The organism is Pseudomonas quebecensis (assembly GCF_026410085.1).
Lineage (GTDB): Bacteria > Pseudomonadota > Gammaproteobacteria > Pseudomonadales > Pseudomonadaceae > Aquipseudomonas > Aquipseudomonas quebecensis.
Window position 1 is genome coordinate 5,393,358 of the sequence record NZ_CP112866.1, and the last position, 20,189, is coordinate 5,413,546.

A 20,189-nucleotide genomic window follows, 5' to 3' on the forward strand; every position below is an offset into this window, starting at 1 on the left:
CTTAAAGGGCCTGGCGGCACTCCGCCAGGCCCTTGAGCTGCCCGGAAGCCGTCTGATTCGCCTGGGATAACCATTGCTCAAAAGCCGCCCCCACCACCGGCCATTCCCCATCCAAAATCGAATACCACGCCGTATCCCGGTTCTGCCCCTTGACCACCATATGCTGGCGGAACACCCCTTCAAAACTGAACCCCAGGCGCTCGGCCGCGTATTTGGAACGGGCATTGCCGTTGTTGCACTTCCATTCCAGGCGGCGATAACCCTGCTCGAACGCGTATTTGGCCAGCAGGTACACCGCCTCGGTGCTTTTCGGCGAACGCTGCATCGGTGCGCCGAAGGTGACGTGGCCGATTTCGATGCGGCCCTGGGCCGGCACGATCGACATCAGGCTGAGGATGCCTTGTACATCGCCGCTGACACGGTCGATCACGCTGAAAAAATACGGGTCGCTGTTGGCCGCATGATTGTTCAGCCAGGCATCGAAGGCCGCGCGCTCGGCAAACGGACCATAGGGCAAGTAATCCCACAGCTTGGGGTCGGCGCCGGGGCCTTCCAGAGCTTGCCAGAGTTGATCGGCGTGGCGTGCGGGGTCGAGTTTTTCCAGGCGGATAAAGCGCCCTTCGAGCAGTTGAGCCGAGGGCGCCGGAGCACCTTTCCAGTCGGCGAGGGAAGTGGACATGCTGCGCTCCTTAAAGACCTTTGCGAAATTGAATGAAACCCGGGCGCTCGGCGATCCGCTCATACAGCTGGATCGCGGTGGCGTTGGTCTCGTGGGTCAGCCAGTGCACCTTGCAGCAACCGTCGGCCTTGGCGGTGGCGTAGACGAATTCGATCAGTTTGCGACCGACACCGGTGCCGCGCTGGGACGGGTCCACCAACAGGTCCTGCAGGTAGCAGGAGTTCTCGATGCTCCAGTTGGAGCGGTGGTAGATGAAGTTGACCATACCCACCGCCTTGCCGTCCTGCCAGGCCAGCGCCGAATGAGTCGGTTCGCTGGGGTCGATCAAACGCTGCCAGGTACTGTGGCTCACCGCGTCCGGCAGTTCGGTGTTGTAGAACTGCAAATACGCCTGCCACAACGGCAACCACGCAGCGTGGTCGACGGCGGTGACGGGGCGGATATCGATAGGACTCATTCTGTGGCTCCTTTGGGAATAAATCGGGCGAGGGTCTGGTCGCGCACGTCGCTGCTGGCGGCCAGGCCGTCGCGCACACCGGCGATATCCGCCGAGCTGCGGTTCTGGCTGAGTTTGCGTTTGCCGATCAGGCGCTCGATGGGCAGCGAGAAACCGACGATGGCCTTGAGCATGCCGTCGATGTAGTCGGCCGGGGCATCGCTGACGGCCCATGGTTGGGCGCGACGGCTTTCGTGGCGGTCAGTCAACGCACTGACCACCGCCAGCAAGCGCTCGGCATCGGTGAACACCTCGGCCTTGCCGTAGGCATGTACCGCCAGGTAATTCCAGGTGGGCACCACTTTGCCGTGCTCGGCCTTGGTCGGGTAGAACGATGGACTGATGTAGGCGTCGGCGCCGGCAAAAATCACCAGGGCTTCGCTGCCGTTTTGCAGGTCGCGCCACTGTGGGTTGGCCTTGGCCATGTGCCCGTACAACGTGCCGTTCGAGCCTTCATCAGGGTTGAGCAGCAGCGGCAGGTGGCTGGCTTGCAGGCCGTCGTCGCCCAGGGTCACCAGTTGCGCCAGGCGCGTGTGCTGGATCAGTTGCTGGATTTCGGGCAAGTCATCGAGGGCAAAGGCGCGCGGTGTGTACATGATTATTTTCCTTGGCGAATGGCGCCATCCTAGGCAGGCTAATGGTCTGTGGTAAGAGCCATCCAGGGTCAATTTCATAGGTCCAATATGCCGCCTGCGTCGCCGCCGTTGTCCTTCAACCCCGCCGGTATTGAGTTGGACCCTCGCCAGGGCCTGACACGCCAGCTCTACGACGCCCTGCGCCAACGTGTGCTGGACGGACGCCTGGTGAGTGGCACGCGCCTGCCCGCCAGCCGCGACCTGGCGGCGGCCTTGTCGATTTCCCGCAACAGCGTGGTGCGGGCCTACGATCAGTTGTACGCCGAAGGCTTTATCGAAGCGCGCGTCGGAGACGGCACCTATGTCGCCCAATTACCGACGGTGAAAAAACTATCCACAAAACCATCCACAGGGTTATCACCAGGCTTATCCCCAGCTTTATCCACAAATTGCGGAAATTCATCGGTTAATTCGAGCCTGAAAGTTATCCACAGCGCGGCGCTGGAGCGTTTGGAAACCCACCATTTGTCTCAACCGCCGGTGGGGCCGCCCAAGGCCTTTCGTGTCGGCGTGCCGGCCTTCGATCTGTTTCCGTTTGAGGTTTGGGCCAAGCTCAACGGGGCTTTCTGGCGCAGGCCCGACCTGGAGCAGCTGTGCTACGGCGACCCTGCCGGAGACGCTCGCCTGCGTGGGTTGATCGCCGCCTATCTGCGCAGTTCACGCGGCATGCAATGCACCGCTGAACAAATTGTGATCACCAGCGGCGCGCAACAGGCAATCAGCCTTTGTGCACAGTTGCTGGTGGCGCCCGGCGACGGCGTGGCGGTGGAAAACCCGGGCTACCGCGCCGCCGGGCATGCGTTCGCCCTGGCCGGTGCGTGCCTGCATGGCGTCCCGGTTGATGAGGAGGGGATCGACTGTGGCGTGCTCAACACCCTGGCCGATTGCCGCTTGGCCTACGTTACGCCGTCGCACCAATACCCGTTGGGCGTGGTGATGAGCCTGGCGCGCCGCCTGGAGCTGCTGGCCTGGGCCGAACGCACCGGCGGCTGGATCATCGAAGACGACTACGATGGCGAGTACCGCTACAGCGGCGCACCGCTGTCGCCCCTGGCCGCGCTGGACCGCAGCGGGCGCGTGTTGTACGTGGGCACCTTCGGTAAAGTGGCGTTCCCGGCGCTGCGCCTGGGCTACCTGGTGCTGCCGCCAGGCCTGGTAGAGGCCTTTTCCCGGCGTCGCGCCGTGGACATGCGCCACTCGGAAGTCAGCACGCAGGCGGTGATGGCCGAGTTCATGGCGGCCGGGCACTTCCAGCGCCATATTCGACGTATGCGGCGTGCGGCATTGAGTCGGCGCAATGCGTTGCTCGCCGGTTGGCCGCGCGGGTTGCCCGGCGTCGGCCAATTGCCCGGCGTCGCCGCAGGGCTGCACATCACCGTGCGTGTCGACAACCTTGCCCGCGAGCAGCAATTGCTTGCACAGGCCCATGCCGTGGGCGTTGAGATCAATGGCTTGAGCAATTACTGGCTGGCACCCTCCACGCTGGCGCCGGACCAGGGCGCCGGCCTGGTGCTGGGCTTTGCCGCAGTGCCAGAGCCCGCTATCGCGCAGGCGCTGGAACGTTTACGCGAGGCCTGGCGGTGTTGATCGGCACCTACGATTTTGATGCGCCAGGCGCAGCCGCCGGCTTCAACTGGGGAAAAAACAGCGAACCGGCCAGCGCCGGGCTGATCTCGCTGCGATAAATCGCGATCTGGTCGCGGGCACTGACGTCCTTGCGTTCTACGGCGCCGCCAAGCTTCTGCTGTTCGCGGGTTTTGAGGTGCGCGGCGCCGAACGCTTCATCGGCGGCCTGGGGCGATGGGTAGTGAAAGTGCGCGTACCACAGCACGGCATTGTCCTTGGTGCCGCGAATCTCGTACTCGTCTAGGTAGTCCTTGCCGGGGCCTTTGAGGCGTCGCCGGGTGACGGTTTTTCTGATTGCCACTTGCCCCTCGTGATGCAGCCATTCCAGGCGGGCCGCGGTGGGCGGTTGCTGCTTGGTCATGTTGATTCGGGTGTCGGTACCTAACGCGAAGAGCCGCGTCGCATGATCGGCCAGGGCTTTTCTGAGGATGACCGCGGACGGGCGATCGCTCTCGATCAGATTGCGTTGGGTCAGCGCTTCCTCGATCTGATCGGCGGCCATTTCCAGGCGCATCGCGTATTGGTGGAACATCTCTTCTATTTCCACCGGAATGCACCCGGCCTTGCGCGAATGGTTGAGGATGCGCCGGGATTCGGCAGGCTCCGCATCCAGCAGGTCTTGTGCGCTGTTGAGGCTGGTGTCCAGGTCGATCGACTCGGGTTTCGGGGGGCGCGAGGCCGACGGTTCATGTTCCAGCCAGACGCCTGGGGTTTTCTCGTGGAAGGTGGCGATGACCTTGCCGGTCAGCGGTGCCTTGATGTCCACCAGATGGCTGTCGGCTTCGCGCGGTTCGCCCACGATCACGCCTTTGTAGCGGGTCTTGATGACTTTGCGTTGGGGCGTCGTCGGTGATCTGGATGGCCCGGGCTTGGGCTCCATGGCGCGGCGTTCGCGCAGCAGCCTGACCAAGTCCTGCGTGGCCTGTTGCTGAAAGTCATTGATGTAGCCGCGCAGCGTCTCCAAGGGCTCGCGCAGCAGGTGTTGCGGTGCGTCGGCATGCAGGTCGAGCAGGCGCTGGTCGCCGAGGGCGAATTGCTCAACCATGCTGTTGAGCACTTCGATGCGTTGATCCAGGGGCACGCCGCCGACTTTGCCGAGCAGCTCGATGAAGCTTTGGATGCTGATATCCAGGTCATCGATGATGCGGTTGAGCCGCTGCCGCGTTTCGGTTGTGTCCTCGGTAAGAGCGACGCACAGGAAACGCGCGACGGTGATTTGCAGCGCCTTGAGGTCGATCACCTGGATGTTGGGCACGCGTTGCCGGGTGCGCTGGATGACGTCGGCACCCGCTACACCCAGTTCTCCCAACTCCCGATAGCGCGAGTCGACGTATTCCATGCGCCGGATCATGTCCACATTTACGCTCGACATCGCCTGCGCCTGGTCCACCTGCTGCTGCGTTGTGACAGTCGCCGAAGGGTCGAGCACGTTCATGGTGGTTTCCATCGTGTCGCGAAAAGGGCCGACACGCTCTTCGATCACCGAGCGCGTGAGGATCAGCTGTTTGTTCAAGTAGCCGCTCATCAGGCTCTGGTAATTGGGCACGGTGTCGATGATGCTCAAGGCCCTGAGCTGACGGATGGGGGTGTCGTAGGCACCTACCCGCTCATCCGCCTGGCTGATGAACGCCTCGCGACGCTGGGCCGTGGACGGCCCCGGCTCCGAGCCGATGGCCACCTGCGCTTCGTACAGTTGCGATTGGGTGCGTTCATCATTTTCGCTAAAGGCAATGAGGTCCTTGCGCAGGCTCTCGATGCGCGAGGGCTTCTGCTCCTGAGCGGTCCGGCGACGGTTTCTGAAGCCACCGCCACGCAGGCGCAGGCGAGAATCGATGAACCACTGCCCGGCGCGGTTATTCACCAGCAGCGGGCCGGTGCGGGTTGGCTCCCTGGGATCGACGACCATCACGTTGTCATTGGCATCCAGCGTGACTTCGAACCAGCGCTGGGCCACCGGCGCATACCATTTTTCACTCAATGGGTAGAGGTACAGGTGGGTGCCGGCGCTGGTGTTTTGCTCGCCCAGCCCCTCGGGTTTGGGCACGGCGAAGCTGCTCAGCAGTGTGGCCAGGCGTGTCGGCGTACTGTGCAGCGGGCCGCTGACATTCAGAGGGCCTTGATGCGAGGGTGGCAATTGGCTGTCGGGAACGTCCGACTGGCGCTTCACAGGGACCTTTGCCGGTGCCTTTACCGGGGGCTTTTCGGTCTCCTCCAGCACCTCCATGCGCTCTGCGGCCAGAGGCTTGAGGGGTTCGTCCAGTGCCTGGGAGGGAGGATGGCGCAGCGTGATATGCAGCGTCAGCGCCATCCCCACATTGAGCAACATGTCCACCAGCGCGGTCCACGGGGCCTGCGCCTGCGGCGTGTCGACGACCCGTTCGGCCTGCTCCAGGTCGTCCATGATTTGCCAGATCCAGGCGGCGATGCCGAGGGTACGACCCAGGAACGGCAAGACGGCGGTCAACAGCTGCCAACCCGTGCGGCGAAACGTGTCCCAGCGTTTCTTCACATTGGATACCGATTGCCGAGTCGCCAGCTCAACCATCGCCTTGGCATTGGCGCTGAACAGCGTGTCCAGCGCGTCATCGCCCAGGGTTGCGTTGCTCAAGTCGATCGGCCCGCTCATCTGCAGCACGGTTGCCGGCTCGACCAGCAGGCGCGCGGCCGTCCAGGGTGACGGCAGAGTGTCGGGAAATACGTATTGCGTGTAGTTGAAATGCACCTCCTCAGGCAACCAGGCCAGCACCGACTCACGCAGCGCCGGGTCTTGCTTGATGGCGTACAGGAGGTTCTGGCGCGAGGGAAACTGCAGCAGCATCGGCTCCAGCAATGGGCGATACAGGATACACGGGCCGGCGCCAGGGTCCTTCGGCTCGATCACGTACATGTTGGCGACGATGTCGTGACCGTTGCCAGGGCGCAGCCTGGGAGCAAAGGCCAGGCGACGAATCACAGCCGGCTGCGCATCTACGTTGCGTTCGTGCGCCTCGGTTTGCATCACGGCGGCAACGTAGCGGAAGCCACGTTCATCCAGGCCATTTCGCCGCTGCAATTTCAACTGCAGGGCCAGCAACGGTAGTTGTACGCGTAAATGCGCGGTGTAGAGGCGTGAGCGTTGCGCCGATTGCTGCGGGTCATCGAGCAGTTTTTGCTTGATCAGCGCCGGGTAGGTCGCGCCGATATCAAGCCCCTCGATCACCTCCTTGAGGTAGTCATAGGACAGCCATTGCGGGGCGTCGCCGCCGTTGTAGGTCACGCTGACGACACCGATGGGCAGGCCGGTGAGGTTCTCCAGCGCCAGGTCGATCAGGTTACGCCGAGTGATGTCTTGCGCGCCGGGGATCGGGAAGGAACCCCAGATCACCGGCGAGCGAATTTCAATCTGCACCTTGTCCAGGTTCAGGGGCGCGTCCTGAGCACGGGCGTTGATGCGGCTCTGCAACTGTTCGCGGGCATAGTCGCGGATCGGCGCGATACCGTCGTTGAAGGCGCGTCCGTGCCAGTGGGCGTTGAGCTCGGCGAGGTCGATCATCAAGCGGCTGTAGGCTGCCATGTCCGCGTCCGAGGCGGCCGTCAGCCAGTCGGGTAAATGCTGGTGGATGTCGAAGATCCGCGAGAGATGCTCATCGCTCAGATCCTCAAGGCTGGGCATGATTCGGGAGACGGCCGAATGGCGCAGTGGCAACTCGGTTTGGTCCTGCGCAACGTTATCGCCCATCAGGCCGATGGCCTCGACCTGCAGGCCGATCAGTGTGCAGGCCAGGCTTTCGAAATAGTTGCCGTGGGGTTCATACAATCGCCACTGGATCTCGGCACCGGCGTACAGAGGGTCGAGCGTGCCCGGTAATATCTTCCCCAACTCGTCCAGTGAGTCATAGCGGCTGTAACCGTCCGTGAGCGAGAACGTGAGGATGGCCTGGCGCTCCTGGAGTGTGCCGATCAGCACGGCAATACCCAACAACCCCACGTGCGCGTGGCGGTCGGGCAACACTACATCGACGTCGATCAGGCACGCGCGAAGGTTGTAGGGGGCATCGGAGGCTCGGTTGGCACGGTCGGGTGCGTGGTACAGCAGGCGGGCCATCTTGCATTCGTCCTCATCCAACCTTCAGCGGTGGTGACATTCCATGCTTTGCCCAGGGCGTTAGCGAATACTTTCCAGCGCACCCCTGCGCTGTTGTAGGACGTATTCCAGTAATTCAACTGCTGCTCCTGGAACGCGACGTACAGCAGCGTCGACAGCTCGTTCATCAGGCGCGCGATGGCGTCGATGGCAACCGGCAAATGCACCGGCGACCGGACGTTGGGTTGCAGGGTCAGGTAATGCTCGCCCTCGATGTAGACCAGCGGCTTGGGCATGAGCGCCTGGCGCGCGAGGATACTGGTGAGGGATTCGACCTGCGGCTCGCCGCGTTCAAGCGCCTGCTCTGTCACTTGCCAGCGCGGAGTGACCAGCATGCAGAAATCCGGATTGAGATTGAGCGTGGGGTACAGTTCTGCGAGGGCTTCGCGCAGCAGGTTGGAAGCCACTTCCCGGCTGGAGGGGCCGGTGGTCAGCTGGGTGAGCAGCCCGTAGCCGGGGGCGGTTGGCGTGGGGGTGGATTGAGTAGAGTCGTTGGGCATGTCAGCTCCTTGGTGATCACAGGCAGTGGACCTGCAAACTAACCACTCAAGGAACGCCGCGGAGGTAGATAAGTAGGCGGCCCGGCTTCCACTCGGGATTGCTGAACCGCCCTGGCCGTTCGATCAGAGATTGAAAAACAACCGGCGGGCCTGTTCCAGGTTGATTTCGCTGCGGTAGTAGTCAAGCCGTTGCTGCTGGTTGAACCCATTGACGGTATCGGCGGCTGCGCCCATCCGATGCTCGGCCGGGGTTTTCAGGCGTGCCGAGATAAACGTCCTGGGCGGCGTCCACGACGCCGAGTAATGGAAATGGGCATACCAGAGCACGTTATGCCGCGAGCGGTCGACGATGGTGTATTCATCCAGGTAGTCCTCCTGGACACCTTTGATCCGACGCCGGCTGATGGTCTTTTTAAGGGTGACTTCTTTGCGCTGCAGGAGCCATTCCACGCCCTCGACAGTGGGCGGTCGCTCTATGATCATGCGTCGCACCTGCTGGTTGGCTTCCAGGTAGAGGTCTGCCGTGGCCTCCTTGAGTTTCTGACTGGCGAGGGTGGCGGAGCGCAGTTCATTCTTCACTACGCCGGGCGATGACAAGGCGTGGTCGATGGCATGCTGGGTTTCCTCCAGCCGCAGGGCGTGCTGGTGATACAGGTATTCGATACCGACCGCAGTACGTGCCGGCTTGGCCGCTTGCTCGTGGGCGCGAGCCTTGAACGCGCTCAATCCGTCCAGAAAAGCCTGGGCCTGATCGAGGAATGCCGTAAGGTCCGGCGCCACAGGCGCAGGGGCAGCGGGTGCGGTGATGCGTCTGACCCACTGGGCCTGATCCTTTTTGTGGTAGGTGGCGATGATGTGTTGAGTGATGGGCGATTTGATGTCCACGAGGTCGGGCTCATGCCCGAACTGCGTCGAGCGTGGCTCGCCGATCAACAGGCCGTCATAGCGGGTGCGGATGAACATTTTACGCTGAGCCGGCGGAGTCGGCGGCGGGGTGGGGCGATGCCTGAGATTGTCACGTTCCAGGTGCAGCCGTGCCAGGTGCAACTGGGTGTCCTGGGAGTATCGGTGTATCTGCGCGCGCAGGCGTTGCAACTGTTCGGGAATGATTTCGGCGGAAAATTCCTGCGACAGGTCTTCCAGGCGCTCATCTACGACCGCAAACTGCTCAGTCAGGCTGCCGAGCGCTTCGATACGCTCGTCCAGGCGTGCTTCGCTTCGCTCGAAAAGCGTATCGTGCAGGGTCTGGGCTGCAACGTCGGCGGTGTTGACGATGTCATCCAGGGTCGACCACGCCTGCGGAGTGCTATTGAGCGACGAATCGCTCAGGCACAGGTTGCGTGACGTAGTTAATTGCAGGGCCTTAAGGTTTGAGCTGGTGTAACTGGGCAACAGTCCTTTGTGTTGGCTGATCTCACGGTAGCCTTGCTGGCCCAGTTCGCGCAGCTCTTCGAAACGCGACTCGACGTAATCAAGGCGTTCGATCATGTCCTGGTTTATCTGGCCGAAATGCTGCGCGTCCTCGATGTGCCGCTCTCCAGGCGACTCGGCCTGGTGTGTGACCTGATCCATTATTGTTCTAAGGCCTGGGGTGAATGTCTGCTGGGTTTCGCGGATACCGAACTCGGTTAACTCCAGCTGTGCCCTCAGGTAGCTCAGCGCTTTGGGCGGATAGTCGGCAAGGGGTTCGAAGACATTCAGTTTCTTGAGGTCCTGCAGGGCCGTTTCATAGTCAGAGCGTTGGCTGTCGAGTGCTTGCAGATAGCCTTCGCGCCTGGCAGCGGCCGACGTACCGGGTGCTTCTGTCATTGCTGTGCGGGCTTGCTCCAATTCAAGTGATGCGGCCTTTTTGCCTGTTTCGAATGTCTGCAGTTTGTCGCGCAGCTGCTTGGCTTTTTCCGTGGCCAGCAGACTCGCCCGCCGGCTTGCATGCTTGGGGCCGCCGCCACGCAATCGCAGGCGCGTGTCGATGAACCATTGGCCGGCTGCATTGTGTATCAGCGCCGGGCCGCTGCGCTCCGGTTGGTTGGGATCGATGATCACCACGGGCTCGTCCGCCTGCGCCGATACCTCGAACCAGCGTTGCCCCAGGGATACGTAATATTTCCGGCCTGATCGATAGAGGTGCTGGTAGGTGCCCGCTTCGGTAATGGGCTGGCCAAGGTTCTTGGGTTTTACCACATGGAAGCTGTCCAGCACGGTCGCCAACGGGCCGGGCAAGCGGTTGAGGGCACCGCTGGTACTGAGCGGGCCTGCTCGTTCAGTCGGCCGCGCGGATGCGGTCTGGAGGGGCAATCGTTTGATCAGCGGCGGTTTGACCGGCGTGCCGGGTTCGTGGGTAAGCGACTTGCCGATGCTCTGCCGCCGCGTGACGGTGTGCAAGGTGATCGCCATGCCAATGTTGAGCAAAACGTCAGTGAGGGCAGCCCATTGCGCAGGTTTGTCCTGCTGTTCGCTCGCTTCGACGAGCGCTTGCACTTGATCGAAAATCTGCCAGATCCAGGCGGCGGTGCCCAGGGTCGGGTTTAGGAAGGGCAGCACGGCATTGAGCAACACCCAGCCGATCTGCTTGAGCGTCGCCCAGCGGTTCTCCGCGTTGGAAACCGATTGTCGATCGGCCAGGCTGAACAGTGCCTGGGCGTTGGCATTAAACAGTGCACCCAGCATGTCGCTGCCGACGACGGGATTGGCCAGTGCCACAGGACCGCTCAAAATCAACACTCTGAGCGGATCTACCAGGTAGTTGAAGACCTCCCAGGGGGAGGGTACGTCGCCTGGAAAGACGAGGTTTGCGTAGTCGTCGCGCACGTCATCGGGCAGCCAGGGCAGTATCGAGCTGCGCAATGTGGACGACTGCATGACGTCATAGATCAGGTTGGCGGAGGAGGCGTATTGAATCAGTGGCGGGTTGAATAACGGGCGATAGAGCAGGCAGGGCCCGCCGCTCAGATTGCGCAGGCCGATCACGTACATGTTCGCCACGATGTCGTAGCTCTGGTCCGCGCGGCGAGTGGGGTAGAAAGCCAATTGGTGAAGGACGATATCCTGGCCATCGACCTTGCGGTCGTGTTCCTCGGCCTGCATCAGCGCGACGAGGTAACGGTAACCCTGCTCATCGATCCCGTCTTGCCGTCGCAGCTTGCTCTGCAAAGCCATCAACGGTAGCTGGATACGCAGCTGTTCGCTGTAGAGCTTTTTGCGACGGGCCGACTCATGGCGCAGCTCCAGCAAATTCTGTTTGATCAGGGCTGGGTAGGTTTGACCGACGTCGACCCGTTGAATGATGTCTTCGACATAATCGACCGTCAGCCAGTCGGGCAAGTTGGCACCGTTGCGCAGCTCTATGGTTTTGTTGCCCAGGGGCAGTGCGATGAGGTTCTGCAGGGCCAGCTCAACGAGGGTAAAGGAGGTGGTTTCAACACTCCCGGGCACGACGAACAATCCCCAGACCACCACGCTTTGCACCTTGAAGACGATTTTTTCCAACGGCACGTGCAGGGCGTCCGGATGATCCAGCAGGACCTGTTGCCTGATCTGCTCAAGCGCGTACTGCTCAATGCCGGGGATACCGTCCAGGTAGGAGGCGCCCATATTCAGGCTGTTGAGGGCCGCGAGATCTTTGAGGTGCTGAGCGAAGTTATTCTGGTCGCCGACCGAGGCGTTTTTCAGCCAGTCGGGAAGCGCATGGTGATACCAGTCGAGGTTGGGCCCTTGGTGCGCTGGCGTGTAAATGGCACCCGGACCTGCATTCAATGCCTGATTAACTTGGGCCGAATTGCTCTGGAGCAAGTTCGAAAAATCCAGCGCGCCCACGGCTTCGACCTGTGCACTGATAAACACGCAGGCCAACTGATCGAAGAAGTTGCCCTGGGGCTCGGATAAACGCCATTGCAGCGATGTGCGATGCGTCTGCGACCCGGCATGCGTAGGCAGCGACTCGCCCAACTGGTCCAGAGAGTCGAATTTTTCGTAGCCGTTGCGCGGCGAGTAAGTGAGGATGATTGCGCGGCCCAGGTGCTCGCCCAGCAGCACCGCCAGCATCAGTGGGCTGAAGCGCGTGGCAGCGCCGTCCTCGACCTGTTCGATCTCGACAATGCAGGCTTTGCTCGCATAGGGGTCATCGATTTGCCGGGTGGCGCGGTCGGGGAAGCGATACAGTCGATGTGCCATGGCGCGATCGGTCTCATCCCATTCTTCCACCTGCGCAGTGCCCCAGCCGCTGCGCAGGGTGCTGGACAATTCCTGCCAGCGCGGGCCCTTGGCGTTGCTCTCGTTCCAGAAATCCACCAGGTACGCCTGAAACGCGCTGAGCATCACCGGTGCCTGGGTGTTGATGATCCTGGCGATGTCGGTCATGCGTACGGGCAGGTGCTCAGGTGGCGCGGTGACCGGCTGCCGCGTCAGGAAGTGCTCGCCCTCGATGCACAGCACCGGTATTTGGAGGACGGCTTGGCGCGCCAGCAGGTCGCTGAGCGCGCGATAGGTGGTCGGTCCGGCGACCGGTTGGCCCTCGATGAGTGTCCAGGTCGGCGAACCCATCAGGGTGCTGTCCGGGTCGATGTTCAGGTACGGGTAGAGTTCGTTCAGCGCCTGGCGCAACAGTTGGGTGGCGGTGGCCCTGAAGGAGGGCCCGGCGTGGAATTGGGCGATCAGTTCCAAGGTCAGGTCACTGCGCCTGGGCTGCGGCTGGGAAGCGGAAGTTGAAGAGGTCATGGGGCGTTCCTGTGGTGCCGTTGCATGAAAAAACCCGAGTCAAAGGCTCGGGTTTTCCATGCTAGGCAGCGCCAGGTCAGCGGCGGGAGTGACTATGTATGGTGGAACGACAGTCAGCTCAGCTCGGCGCACAGGTCCAGTTCGACCAGGCGGCGGATCTCGGCATTAGGCAGACCCGCGCCGATCAGGGCATTGAGCTTGCCGAACGCCGCTTCACGGGTCATGCCGCCACCCGACAGCACGCCAACCCCGCGCAGGCGGCTGCCGGCTTCATACACGTCCAGCGCTACGCCACCTTCATGGCATTGGGTGATGGCGACCACCACCACGCCCCGGTCCTGTGCGCGCTGCAGGCTGGCGAGGAATGCCGGGTTGTCGCTGGGCCCGGTGCCGCTGCCGTAGCATTCCAGGATCAGTGCTTGAATGCCGCTGTCGATCAGGCTGTCGAGCAGCACCGCTGAAAGGCCGGGCACCAGCGGCAGCACGCCGACGTTCGCCAACGCTTTCTGCTGGCGATAGTCCAAAGCATCCGGAATCGCATCGGCCTTGGCTGCGCCGCCCTGGCGCTGCAGCGCCGCGAACGGATGACGGCCGAAGCTGCGGATCTTCGCGCAACGGGTCGGCGCCATCAGTGCACCGTGGAAGTACAACTGCACCCCCGGCGCCAGGCCTGCGCCCAACGCCGTCAGGGCGCCGCTGACGTTTTCCCAGGCATCGCTGTCGGGCACGCCCGCCGGCAGCATGGAGCCGGTGAACAGCACCGGCGCCGGCAGCCCCAGCAGTTGAAAACTCATGGCGGCCGCGCTGTAGGCCAGGGTGTCGGTGCCGTGCAGGATCAGCACCGCGTCGCAGCCTTCGTCCACCGCCCCGACCACCGCTGTGCGCAGGCGCTGCCAGTAGGCCGGGGTCATATTGGCGCTGTCGATCAGCGGGGACATTTCGCGCAGGCGCCAGGAGGGCAGCTTCGCCCCGGCAAAGTGCTCGCGCATGCGCGCTTCGAAACCCGAAGCGGGCGCCAGGCCGTTGGCGCTGGCCTGCATGCCGATGGTGCCGCCGGTGTAGAGCACCATGATGTTATTGGCTGGGGACATCGAGAATTCTCCTGAACGAAAAACGCCGCCGGGCCCCGAGCATGCCCAAGGCCGGGCGGCGTGTCATCTATCTACGCTCAGCGTTGCGCTTGAGCGTTCAGTTCAGCCGACACCTTTGCCGCCGGCTCGGACTTGACCGGGTTGGCCGGCCAGGCCTTGCGGTCCAGGTCCAGATCCGGGAACTGGCTGGAATCGAACACCGGGGTCTTGATGCCCGCTGCGCGCTGGTCGTCGTAGTCCTTGAGGATGCGCATGGCGATCTTGAACAGGAACGCCAGGGCGAACAGGTTAACGAACGCCAGCATGGTCATGGTGATGTCGGCGAAGGCGAATACGGTGCTCAGGTTCTCGATCGAACCCCAGAAGATCAGCACCAGCACCAGCGTGCGGTAGCCCATCAGCACCTTGCGGTTGTTGCCCACCAGGAAGCGCAGGTTGCTCTCGCCGAGGTAGTAGTTGTACATGATCGAGGTGAACACGAATAACGCCAGGGCCACCGAGATAAACATGCGGCCCCAGTCGCCGACCACCGCCGCCAGGGAGTTCTGGGTCAGGGCAATGCCGTCGCCTTCAAAGCCTGGGGTGTAGAAACCGGAGAGCAGGATCAGCAGCGCGGTGCAGGTGCAGATCACGAAGGTGTCGAGGAATACGCTGAACGCCTGAACTACGCCTTGGGCGATCGGATGCTCAACCGAAGCGACTGCCGCCACATTGGGCGCACTGCCCAGGCCGGCTTCGTTGGCGAACACGCCGCGCTTCACGCCCATGATGATCGCACTGCCTACCAGGCCGCCGAAGGCTTGGTCGAGGCCGAAGGCGCTCTTGACGATGGTCGCGAGCATGGCCGGCACGTGGTCGAACTGCAGCACGATCACGTACAGGGTCACGGCGATGTAGACCAGGGTCTTGACCGGCACCAGCAGGTCGGCGATCGAGGCGATGCGCTTGATTCCGCCGATGAACACCAGGCCCAGCAAGACCGCGAGGGCCAGGCCGGTGTAGGTGGTGTCCAGGCCGAACGCGTTATTCAGCGAATGCGTCACGGCATGGGCCTGCAGGCCGTTGAAGGCAAAGCCGAAGGTCACCAGCAGCAGGAACGCCATGACCATGCCCAGCCAGCGCTTGTGCAGGCCGTGCTGGATGTAATAAGCCGGGCCGCCACGGTAGGTGCCTTCGGCGTCGGTGCGCTTGTACAACTGGCCGAGGGAGCATTCGATAAAGCTCGAGGACATGCCCACCAGTGCGGTGACCCACATCCAGAACACGGCGCCCGGGCCGCCGAGGGTCACGGCAATGCCGACACCGGCGATGTTACCGGCGCCTACGCGGCCGGCCAGGCTGAGCATCAGCGCCTGGAACGAACTGAGCTGGCCGGAGCTGCTCTTGAGGCTGTCGCGAAACACTGAAAACATGTGGAAAAAGTGGCGCAGCTGTACGAAACGCGAGCGGATCGTGAAATAACCGCCGAGCCCGACAATGAGCACGATCAGTACTTTCCCTGAGAGGAAGTCGTTGATGACTTCGAGCATGGAGTGTTCCTCGCTGATTTTTCTAATGGCAAACGCAGGACGGTTCAAAAACGTCGCATCGCACCAGGCAGTGCGCGACGGTTCGACCCCATTCCTTTTGCGGGTTGTTATTCATGCGGTTTCGCGGGTTATCCCGGCTTCGTTACCGACAGCCGCAGACGCGAAGAGGGGCGGCACTATACCTAGGCGAACGTGATCCGTCTGCCCGGGCCGATTAAAGGTTTCAGCCAGGCGGTTACAAGGGCGGTGGGTAAGCGGTGCGATATTGGATTTTTTATGGGCGTCATTTCACAACCTCGAAGCAAAAAAAAGGGCCTGAAGAACGAGCCTTCAGGCCCTCAAAAGGTGAGAGGTGTCTAGTCCCTCAACCTGGTGAGCGGTGCAACAAACGCTTAGGCCTTCAATGGGACCAAACGTGGAGCGATCATGTTTTCGGGGCGCAGGATGTCGTCGAGCATGGCGTCGTCGAGCAAGCCTTCTTCGCGCACCAGTTCCAGTACCCCGCGGCCGCTTTCAAGGGCGATGCGCGCGATACGGGTGGCGTTTTCATAGCCGATGTAAGGGTTCAGCGCGGTCACCAGGCCGATAGAGTGCTCCACCAGTTCGCGGCAGCGGGCTTCGTTGGCGGTGATGCCGATGATGCAGTGCTCGCGCAGCATGTCCATGGCGCGTTGCAGCAGGCGGATCGAGTCGAAGATCTTGAAGGCGATCAGCGGCTCCATCACGTTCAGTTGCAGTTGGCCGCCTTCGGCCGCCATGGTCAGGGCCAGGTCGTTACCGATGACCTGGAACGCCACTTGGTTGACCGCTTCCGGGATCACCGGGTTGACCTTGCCGGGCATGATCGAGCTGCCTGGCTGGCGCGCCGGCAGGTTGATCTCGTTGATCCCGGTGCGTGGGCCGCTGGAGAGCAGGCGCAGGTCGTTGCAGATCTTCGACAGCTTCACTGCCGTACGCTTGAGCATGCCGGAGAACAGCACGAAGGCACCCATGTCGGAGGTGGCTTCGATCAGGTCGGCCGCCGGAACCACGGGCTGGCCGCTGATGACGGCCAGGCGCTGTACGGCCAGGGCCTGGTAGCGCGGGTCGGCGTTGATGCCGGTGCCGATGGCGGTGCCGCCCAGGTTCACTTCGGTCAACAGTTCCGGCGCCAGGGTTTTCAGGCGGGCCAGGTCTTCACCGAGGGTGGTGGCGAAAGCGCGGAATTCCTGGCCGAGGGTCATCGGCACGGCGTCCTGCAATTGGGTGCGGCCCATTTTCAGCACGTGGCTGAACTCTTCGCCCTTGGCGGCGAACGCCTGAATCAGGCTGTCGAGGCTGGCCAGCAGCGCGTCGTGGCCCAGCAGCAGACCCAGGCGGATCGCAGTGGGGTAGGCGTCGTTGGTCGACTGCGCCATGTTCACGTCGTTGTTGGGATGCAGGTACTGGTATTCGCCTTTCTGGTGGCCCATGGCTTCCAGCGCGATGTTGGCGATGACTTCGTTGGCATTCATGTTGGTTGAAGTGCCGGCGCCGCCTTGAATCATGTCCACCACGAACTCTTCGTGGAAATCGCCGCGGATCAGACGGGCACAGGCTTCGCTGATGGCGGCGTGCTTGGCTTCGCTGAGCTGGCCCAACTCGCGGTTGGCATCAGCGGCGGCTTGCTTGACCATTGCCAGGCCGACCACCAATTTCGGGTAATGCGAAATCGGAACGCCCGAGAGGCGGAAGTTGTTCACCGCTCGCAGGGTCTGGATGCCGTAATACGCTTGAGCAGGTACTTCAAGTACGCCAAGCAGGTCTTTTTCTGTGCGGAATGATGCAGCGGAGGACATGACGGAAATCATCTCGATATGGACCCGGAACTGGCCGGAACGCTGCGAATGCTAGGCTTGTACGAATTTTTGGGCCAATGCTGTTAAACACTGGCCTATGCATAAACGGCATAATGTGAGTGTGACCCGGCTATGATGGCGGGCGTGTGTGCCAAAATGGTGCGTTCCCGTGGGAGGCAGTGATGAACCTTGAGAGCAAGTGGCTGGAAGACTTCAGCGCCCTGGCCGCGACCCGCAGCTTTTCCCAGGCGGCGGAGCGGCGTTTTGTCACCCAGCCGGCGTTCAGCCGACGCATCCGCAGCCTGGAAGCGGCGTTGGGCCTGACCCTGGTCAACCGCTCGCGTACGCCGGTCGAGCTGACGGCGGCGGGGCAGTTGTTCCTGGTCACCGCGCGCACCGTGGTCGAACAGTTGGGTGAAGTCCTGCGTCATTTGCATCACTTGGAAGGCGGGCAGGGCGAAGTCATGCAAGTGGCCGCCGCACACTCCCTGGCGCTGGGCTTCTTCCCGCGCTGGATCGCACAACTGCGCAACGAAGGCCTGAACATCGCCACGCGGCTGGTCGCCACCAACGTCGGCGATGCGGTGCACGCCCTGCGTGAAGGCGGCTGCGATTTGATGCTGGCGTTCTACGACCCCGATGCCGCCATGCAGATGGACGCCGAGATCTTCCCGTCCCTGCACCTGGGCAACACCGAAATGCTCCCGGTGTGCGCCGCCGACGCCGACGGCAAGCCGTTGTTCGACCTGGAAGGCGAGGGCAGCGTACCGTTGCTGGCCTACAGCGCCGGCGCTTTCCTCGGCCGTTCGGTGCACCTGTTGCTGCGCCAGCGCGCCCTGCGCTTTACCACCGTGTACGAAACCGCCATGGCCGACAGCCTCAAAAGCATGGCCCTGGAAGGCCTGGGCATCGCTTGGGTGCCGCAGTTGAGCGTGCGTGCCGAACTGGCGCGCGGCGAGCTGGTGGTCTGCGGCGGGCCGCAATGGCATGTACCGCTGGAAATTCGCTTGTACCGCTGTGCGTTGGTGCGCAAGGCCAATGTGCGGTTGTTGTGGCGCAAGTTGGAAGGTGGTGCGGCGCAGAACACCTGAGCCCAATCTCAAGCCGAATGCAGGGCAAATGTGGGAGGGGGCTTTGTGGTGGTTTGGCTGACTTGAAAGTCAATAAAACCGCCGCTTTCACCACTGGACAGATGGTCGTTCCAGGGGCTGTTTATCTTAATTATTACGGTATACTGCGCGGCCTTCGGCCGGTCCAACCGGCCAACATTCGTACAACAAGCCACGCCGGATTTCCCGCGTGGCTTGTTGTTTTTTGACGCGCCTGCGGGCGCCCAGAGAGAAGAGGCACGACGATGAGTGCATTGGTTGGCGTGATCATGGGCTCCAAGTCCGATTGGTCCACCCTTAGCCACACCGCCGATATGCTGGAAAAACTCGGCATTCCGTACGAAGTGAAGGTGGTTTCCGCCCACCGTACCCCGGACTTGCTGTTCCAGTATGCCGATGAAGCAGAATCCCGTGGCATCGAGGTGATCATCGCCGGCGCCGGTGGCGCAGCGCACCTGCCAGGCATGTGTGCGGCCAAGACCCACCTGCCGGTGCTCGGTGTGCCGGTGCAATCGTCGATGCTCTCGGGCGTGGATTCGCTGTTGTCGATCGTGCAGATGCCGGCCGGCATCCCGGTGGCGACCCTGGCGATCGGCAAGGCCGGCGCGATCAACGCCGCGTTGCTGTCCGCCAGTATCCTGGGCGCCAAGCACCCACAGTTCCACGCGGTGCTGAAAAAATTCCGTGCTGAACAGACAGACAGCGTGCTGGACAATCCAGACCCACGCATCGCCTGAGGTTGTAGACCATGAAGATCGGTGTAATCGGTGGCGGCCAGCTGGGCCGCATGCTCGCCCTGGCGGGCACCCCGCTGGGGATGAATTTCGCTTTCCTGGACCCGGCGCCGGACGCCTGTGCGGCGGCTCTGGGTGAACACCTGCGCGCTGACTACAGTGACCCGGACCACCTGCGCCAACTGGCCGACGAAGTGGACCTGGTGACTTTCGAGTTCGAAAGCGTTCCGGCGGAAACCGTGGCCTTCCTGTCGCAGTTCGTGCCGGTGTACCCCAGTGCCGAGGCCCTGCGCATCGCTCGCGATCGCTGGTTCGAAAAGAGCATGTTCAAGGACCTGGGCATCCCGACGCCGGACTTCGCCGATATCCAGTCCCAGGCGGACCTGGACGCCGCGGTCGCTCGCATCGGCCTGCCGGCCGTGCTGAAAACCCGCACCCTGGGTTACGACGGCAAGGGTCAGAAAGTGCTGCGCAGCGAAGCGGATGTGGTCGGTACTTTCGCCGAACTGGGCAGCGTCGCCTGCCTGCTGGAAGGTTTCGTGCCGTTCACCGGTGAGGTCTCGCTGATCGCCGTGCGCGCCCGTGATGGCGAAACGCGCTTCTACCCGCTGGTGCACAATACTCACGTCAACGGCATCCTCAAACTGTCGGTGGCCAGCACCGACCATCCATTGCAGGCCTTGGCCGAAGACTATTCCAGCCGTGTGCTCAAGCAGCTGGATTACGTCGGCGTGATGGCGTTCGAGTTCTTTGAAGTCGACGGCGGCCTCAAGGCCAACGAGATCGCCCCGCGTGTACACAACTCCGGGCACTGGACCACCGAAGGCGCCGAGTGCAGCCAGTTCGAGAACCACCTGCGGGCGGTGGCGGGCTTGCCGCTGGGTTCCACGGCCAAGGTGGGCGAGAGTGCGATGCTCAATTTCATTGGCGTGGTCCCGCCGGTGGAGCGCGTGATCGCGATCGACGACTGCCACCTGCATCACTACGGCAAGGCCTTCAAGGCCGGGCGCAAAGTCGGTCACGCCAACCTGCGTTGCCAGGACCGTGCGACGCTGCAGGCGCAGATCCTCAAGGTCGAAGCGCTGATCGCCGAGCAATAAGCCTCGGCGCGGCGGGAACCATTGGGCCTCGCCGTCT

At 62.4% G+C, this 20,189-nt stretch carries 13 protein-coding genes; 4 read left to right on the forward strand and 9 right to left on the reverse strand.

Going from position 1 to position 20,189, the window contains the following annotated elements; translation table 11 throughout:
• Position 1 precedes the first annotated feature (1 nt).
• The 3 genes from OSC50_RS24950 to OSC50_RS24960 are packed head-to-tail and all read right to left on the reverse strand — an operon-like array spanning position 2 to position 1,771.
• Positions 2-679: a GNAT family N-acetyltransferase gene (locus tag OSC50_RS24950; protein ID WP_266245149.1), complete on the reverse strand. Its 678-nt coding sequence runs from the start codon at positions 677-679 to the stop codon at positions 2-4.
• A 10-nt stretch (positions 680-689) separates the two neighbouring features.
• Positions 690-1,136 carry a GNAT family N-acetyltransferase gene (locus OSC50_RS24955; protein ID WP_266245147.1) on the reverse strand — a complete coding sequence of 149 codons (447 nt, stop codon included), beginning with the start codon at positions 1,134-1,136 and terminating at the stop codon, positions 690-692.
• Positions 1,133-1,771 carry an FMN-binding negative transcriptional regulator gene (locus tag OSC50_RS24960; protein WP_181076193.1) on the reverse strand — a complete coding sequence of 213 codons (639 nt, stop codon included), beginning with the start codon at positions 1,769-1,771 and terminating at the stop codon, positions 1,133-1,135. Before OSC50_RS24960 ends, OSC50_RS24955 begins: the two co-directional genes overlap by 4 nt.
• 87 nt (positions 1,772-1,858) lie before the next feature.
• Here OSC50_RS24960 and pdxR point away from each other — a divergent pair, with 87 nt between their 5' ends.
• Complete coding sequence (pdxR, locus tag OSC50_RS24965; RefSeq protein ID WP_266245145.1) at positions 1,859-3,397, forward strand: MocR-like pyridoxine biosynthesis transcription factor PdxR; 1,539 nt, start codon at positions 1,859-1,861, stop codon at positions 3,395-3,397.
• A 7-nt stretch (positions 3,398-3,404) separates the two neighbouring features.
• Here pdxR and OSC50_RS24970 read toward each other — a convergent pair whose 3' ends face one another.
• The 6 genes from OSC50_RS24970 to aspA form a co-directional block, all read right to left on the reverse strand.
• Complete coding sequence (locus tag OSC50_RS24970) at positions 3,405-7,520, reverse strand: dermonecrotic toxin domain-containing protein (RefSeq protein WP_266245143.1); 4,116 nt, start codon at positions 7,518-7,520, stop codon at positions 3,405-3,407.
• Entirely contained in the window at positions 7,442-8,059 is a 618-nt protein-coding gene (locus tag OSC50_RS24975) for a hypothetical protein (protein WP_266245140.1), read from the reverse strand. The genes OSC50_RS24970 and OSC50_RS24975 overlap by 79 nt, the downstream gene beginning before the upstream one ends.
• Positions 8,060-8,182: 123 nt before the next feature.
• Positions 8,183-12,772 (reverse strand): hypothetical protein, encoded by a 4,590-nt coding sequence (locus OSC50_RS24980; RefSeq protein ID WP_266245138.1) that lies wholly within the window; start codon positions 12,770-12,772, stop codon positions 8,183-8,185.
• 113 nt (positions 12,773-12,885) lie between these two features.
• Entirely contained in the window at positions 12,886-13,863 is a 978-nt protein-coding gene (locus OSC50_RS24985) for an asparaginase (protein ID WP_266245136.1), read from the reverse strand.
• Between the two features lie 77 nt (positions 13,864-13,940).
• Complete coding sequence (locus tag OSC50_RS24990) at positions 13,941-15,392, reverse strand: alanine/glycine:cation symporter family protein (RefSeq protein ID WP_181076201.1); 1,452 nt, start codon at positions 15,390-15,392, stop codon at positions 13,941-13,943.
• 392 nt (positions 15,393-15,784) lie between these two features.
• Complete coding sequence (gene aspA, locus OSC50_RS24995) at positions 15,785-17,209, reverse strand: aspartate ammonia-lyase (RefSeq protein WP_253509808.1); 1,425 nt, start codon at positions 17,207-17,209, stop codon at positions 15,785-15,787.
• Between the two features lie 182 nt (positions 17,210-17,391).
• Here aspA and OSC50_RS25000 point away from each other — a divergent pair, with 182 nt between their 5' ends.
• The 3 genes from OSC50_RS25000 (at position 17,392) to OSC50_RS25010 (ending at position 20,152) form a co-directional block, all read left to right on the forward strand.
• Positions 17,392-18,300 carry a LysR substrate-binding domain-containing protein gene (locus OSC50_RS25000; RefSeq protein ID WP_010566930.1) on the forward strand — a complete coding sequence of 303 codons (909 nt, stop codon included), beginning with the start codon at positions 17,392-17,394 and terminating at the stop codon, positions 18,298-18,300.
• 263 nt (positions 18,301-18,563) lie between these two features.
• Positions 18,564-19,055 carry a 5-(carboxyamino)imidazole ribonucleotide mutase gene (purE, locus tag OSC50_RS25005; protein ID WP_003195648.1) on the forward strand — a complete coding sequence of 164 codons (492 nt, stop codon included), beginning with the start codon at positions 18,564-18,566 and terminating at the stop codon, positions 19,053-19,055.
• 11 nt (positions 19,056-19,066) lie between these two features.
• Positions 19,067-20,152 carry a 5-(carboxyamino)imidazole ribonucleotide synthase gene (locus OSC50_RS25010; RefSeq protein WP_181076203.1) on the forward strand — a complete coding sequence of 362 codons (1,086 nt, stop codon included), beginning with the start codon at positions 19,067-19,069 and terminating at the stop codon, positions 20,150-20,152.
• Positions 20,153-20,189: the final 37 nt, after the last annotated feature.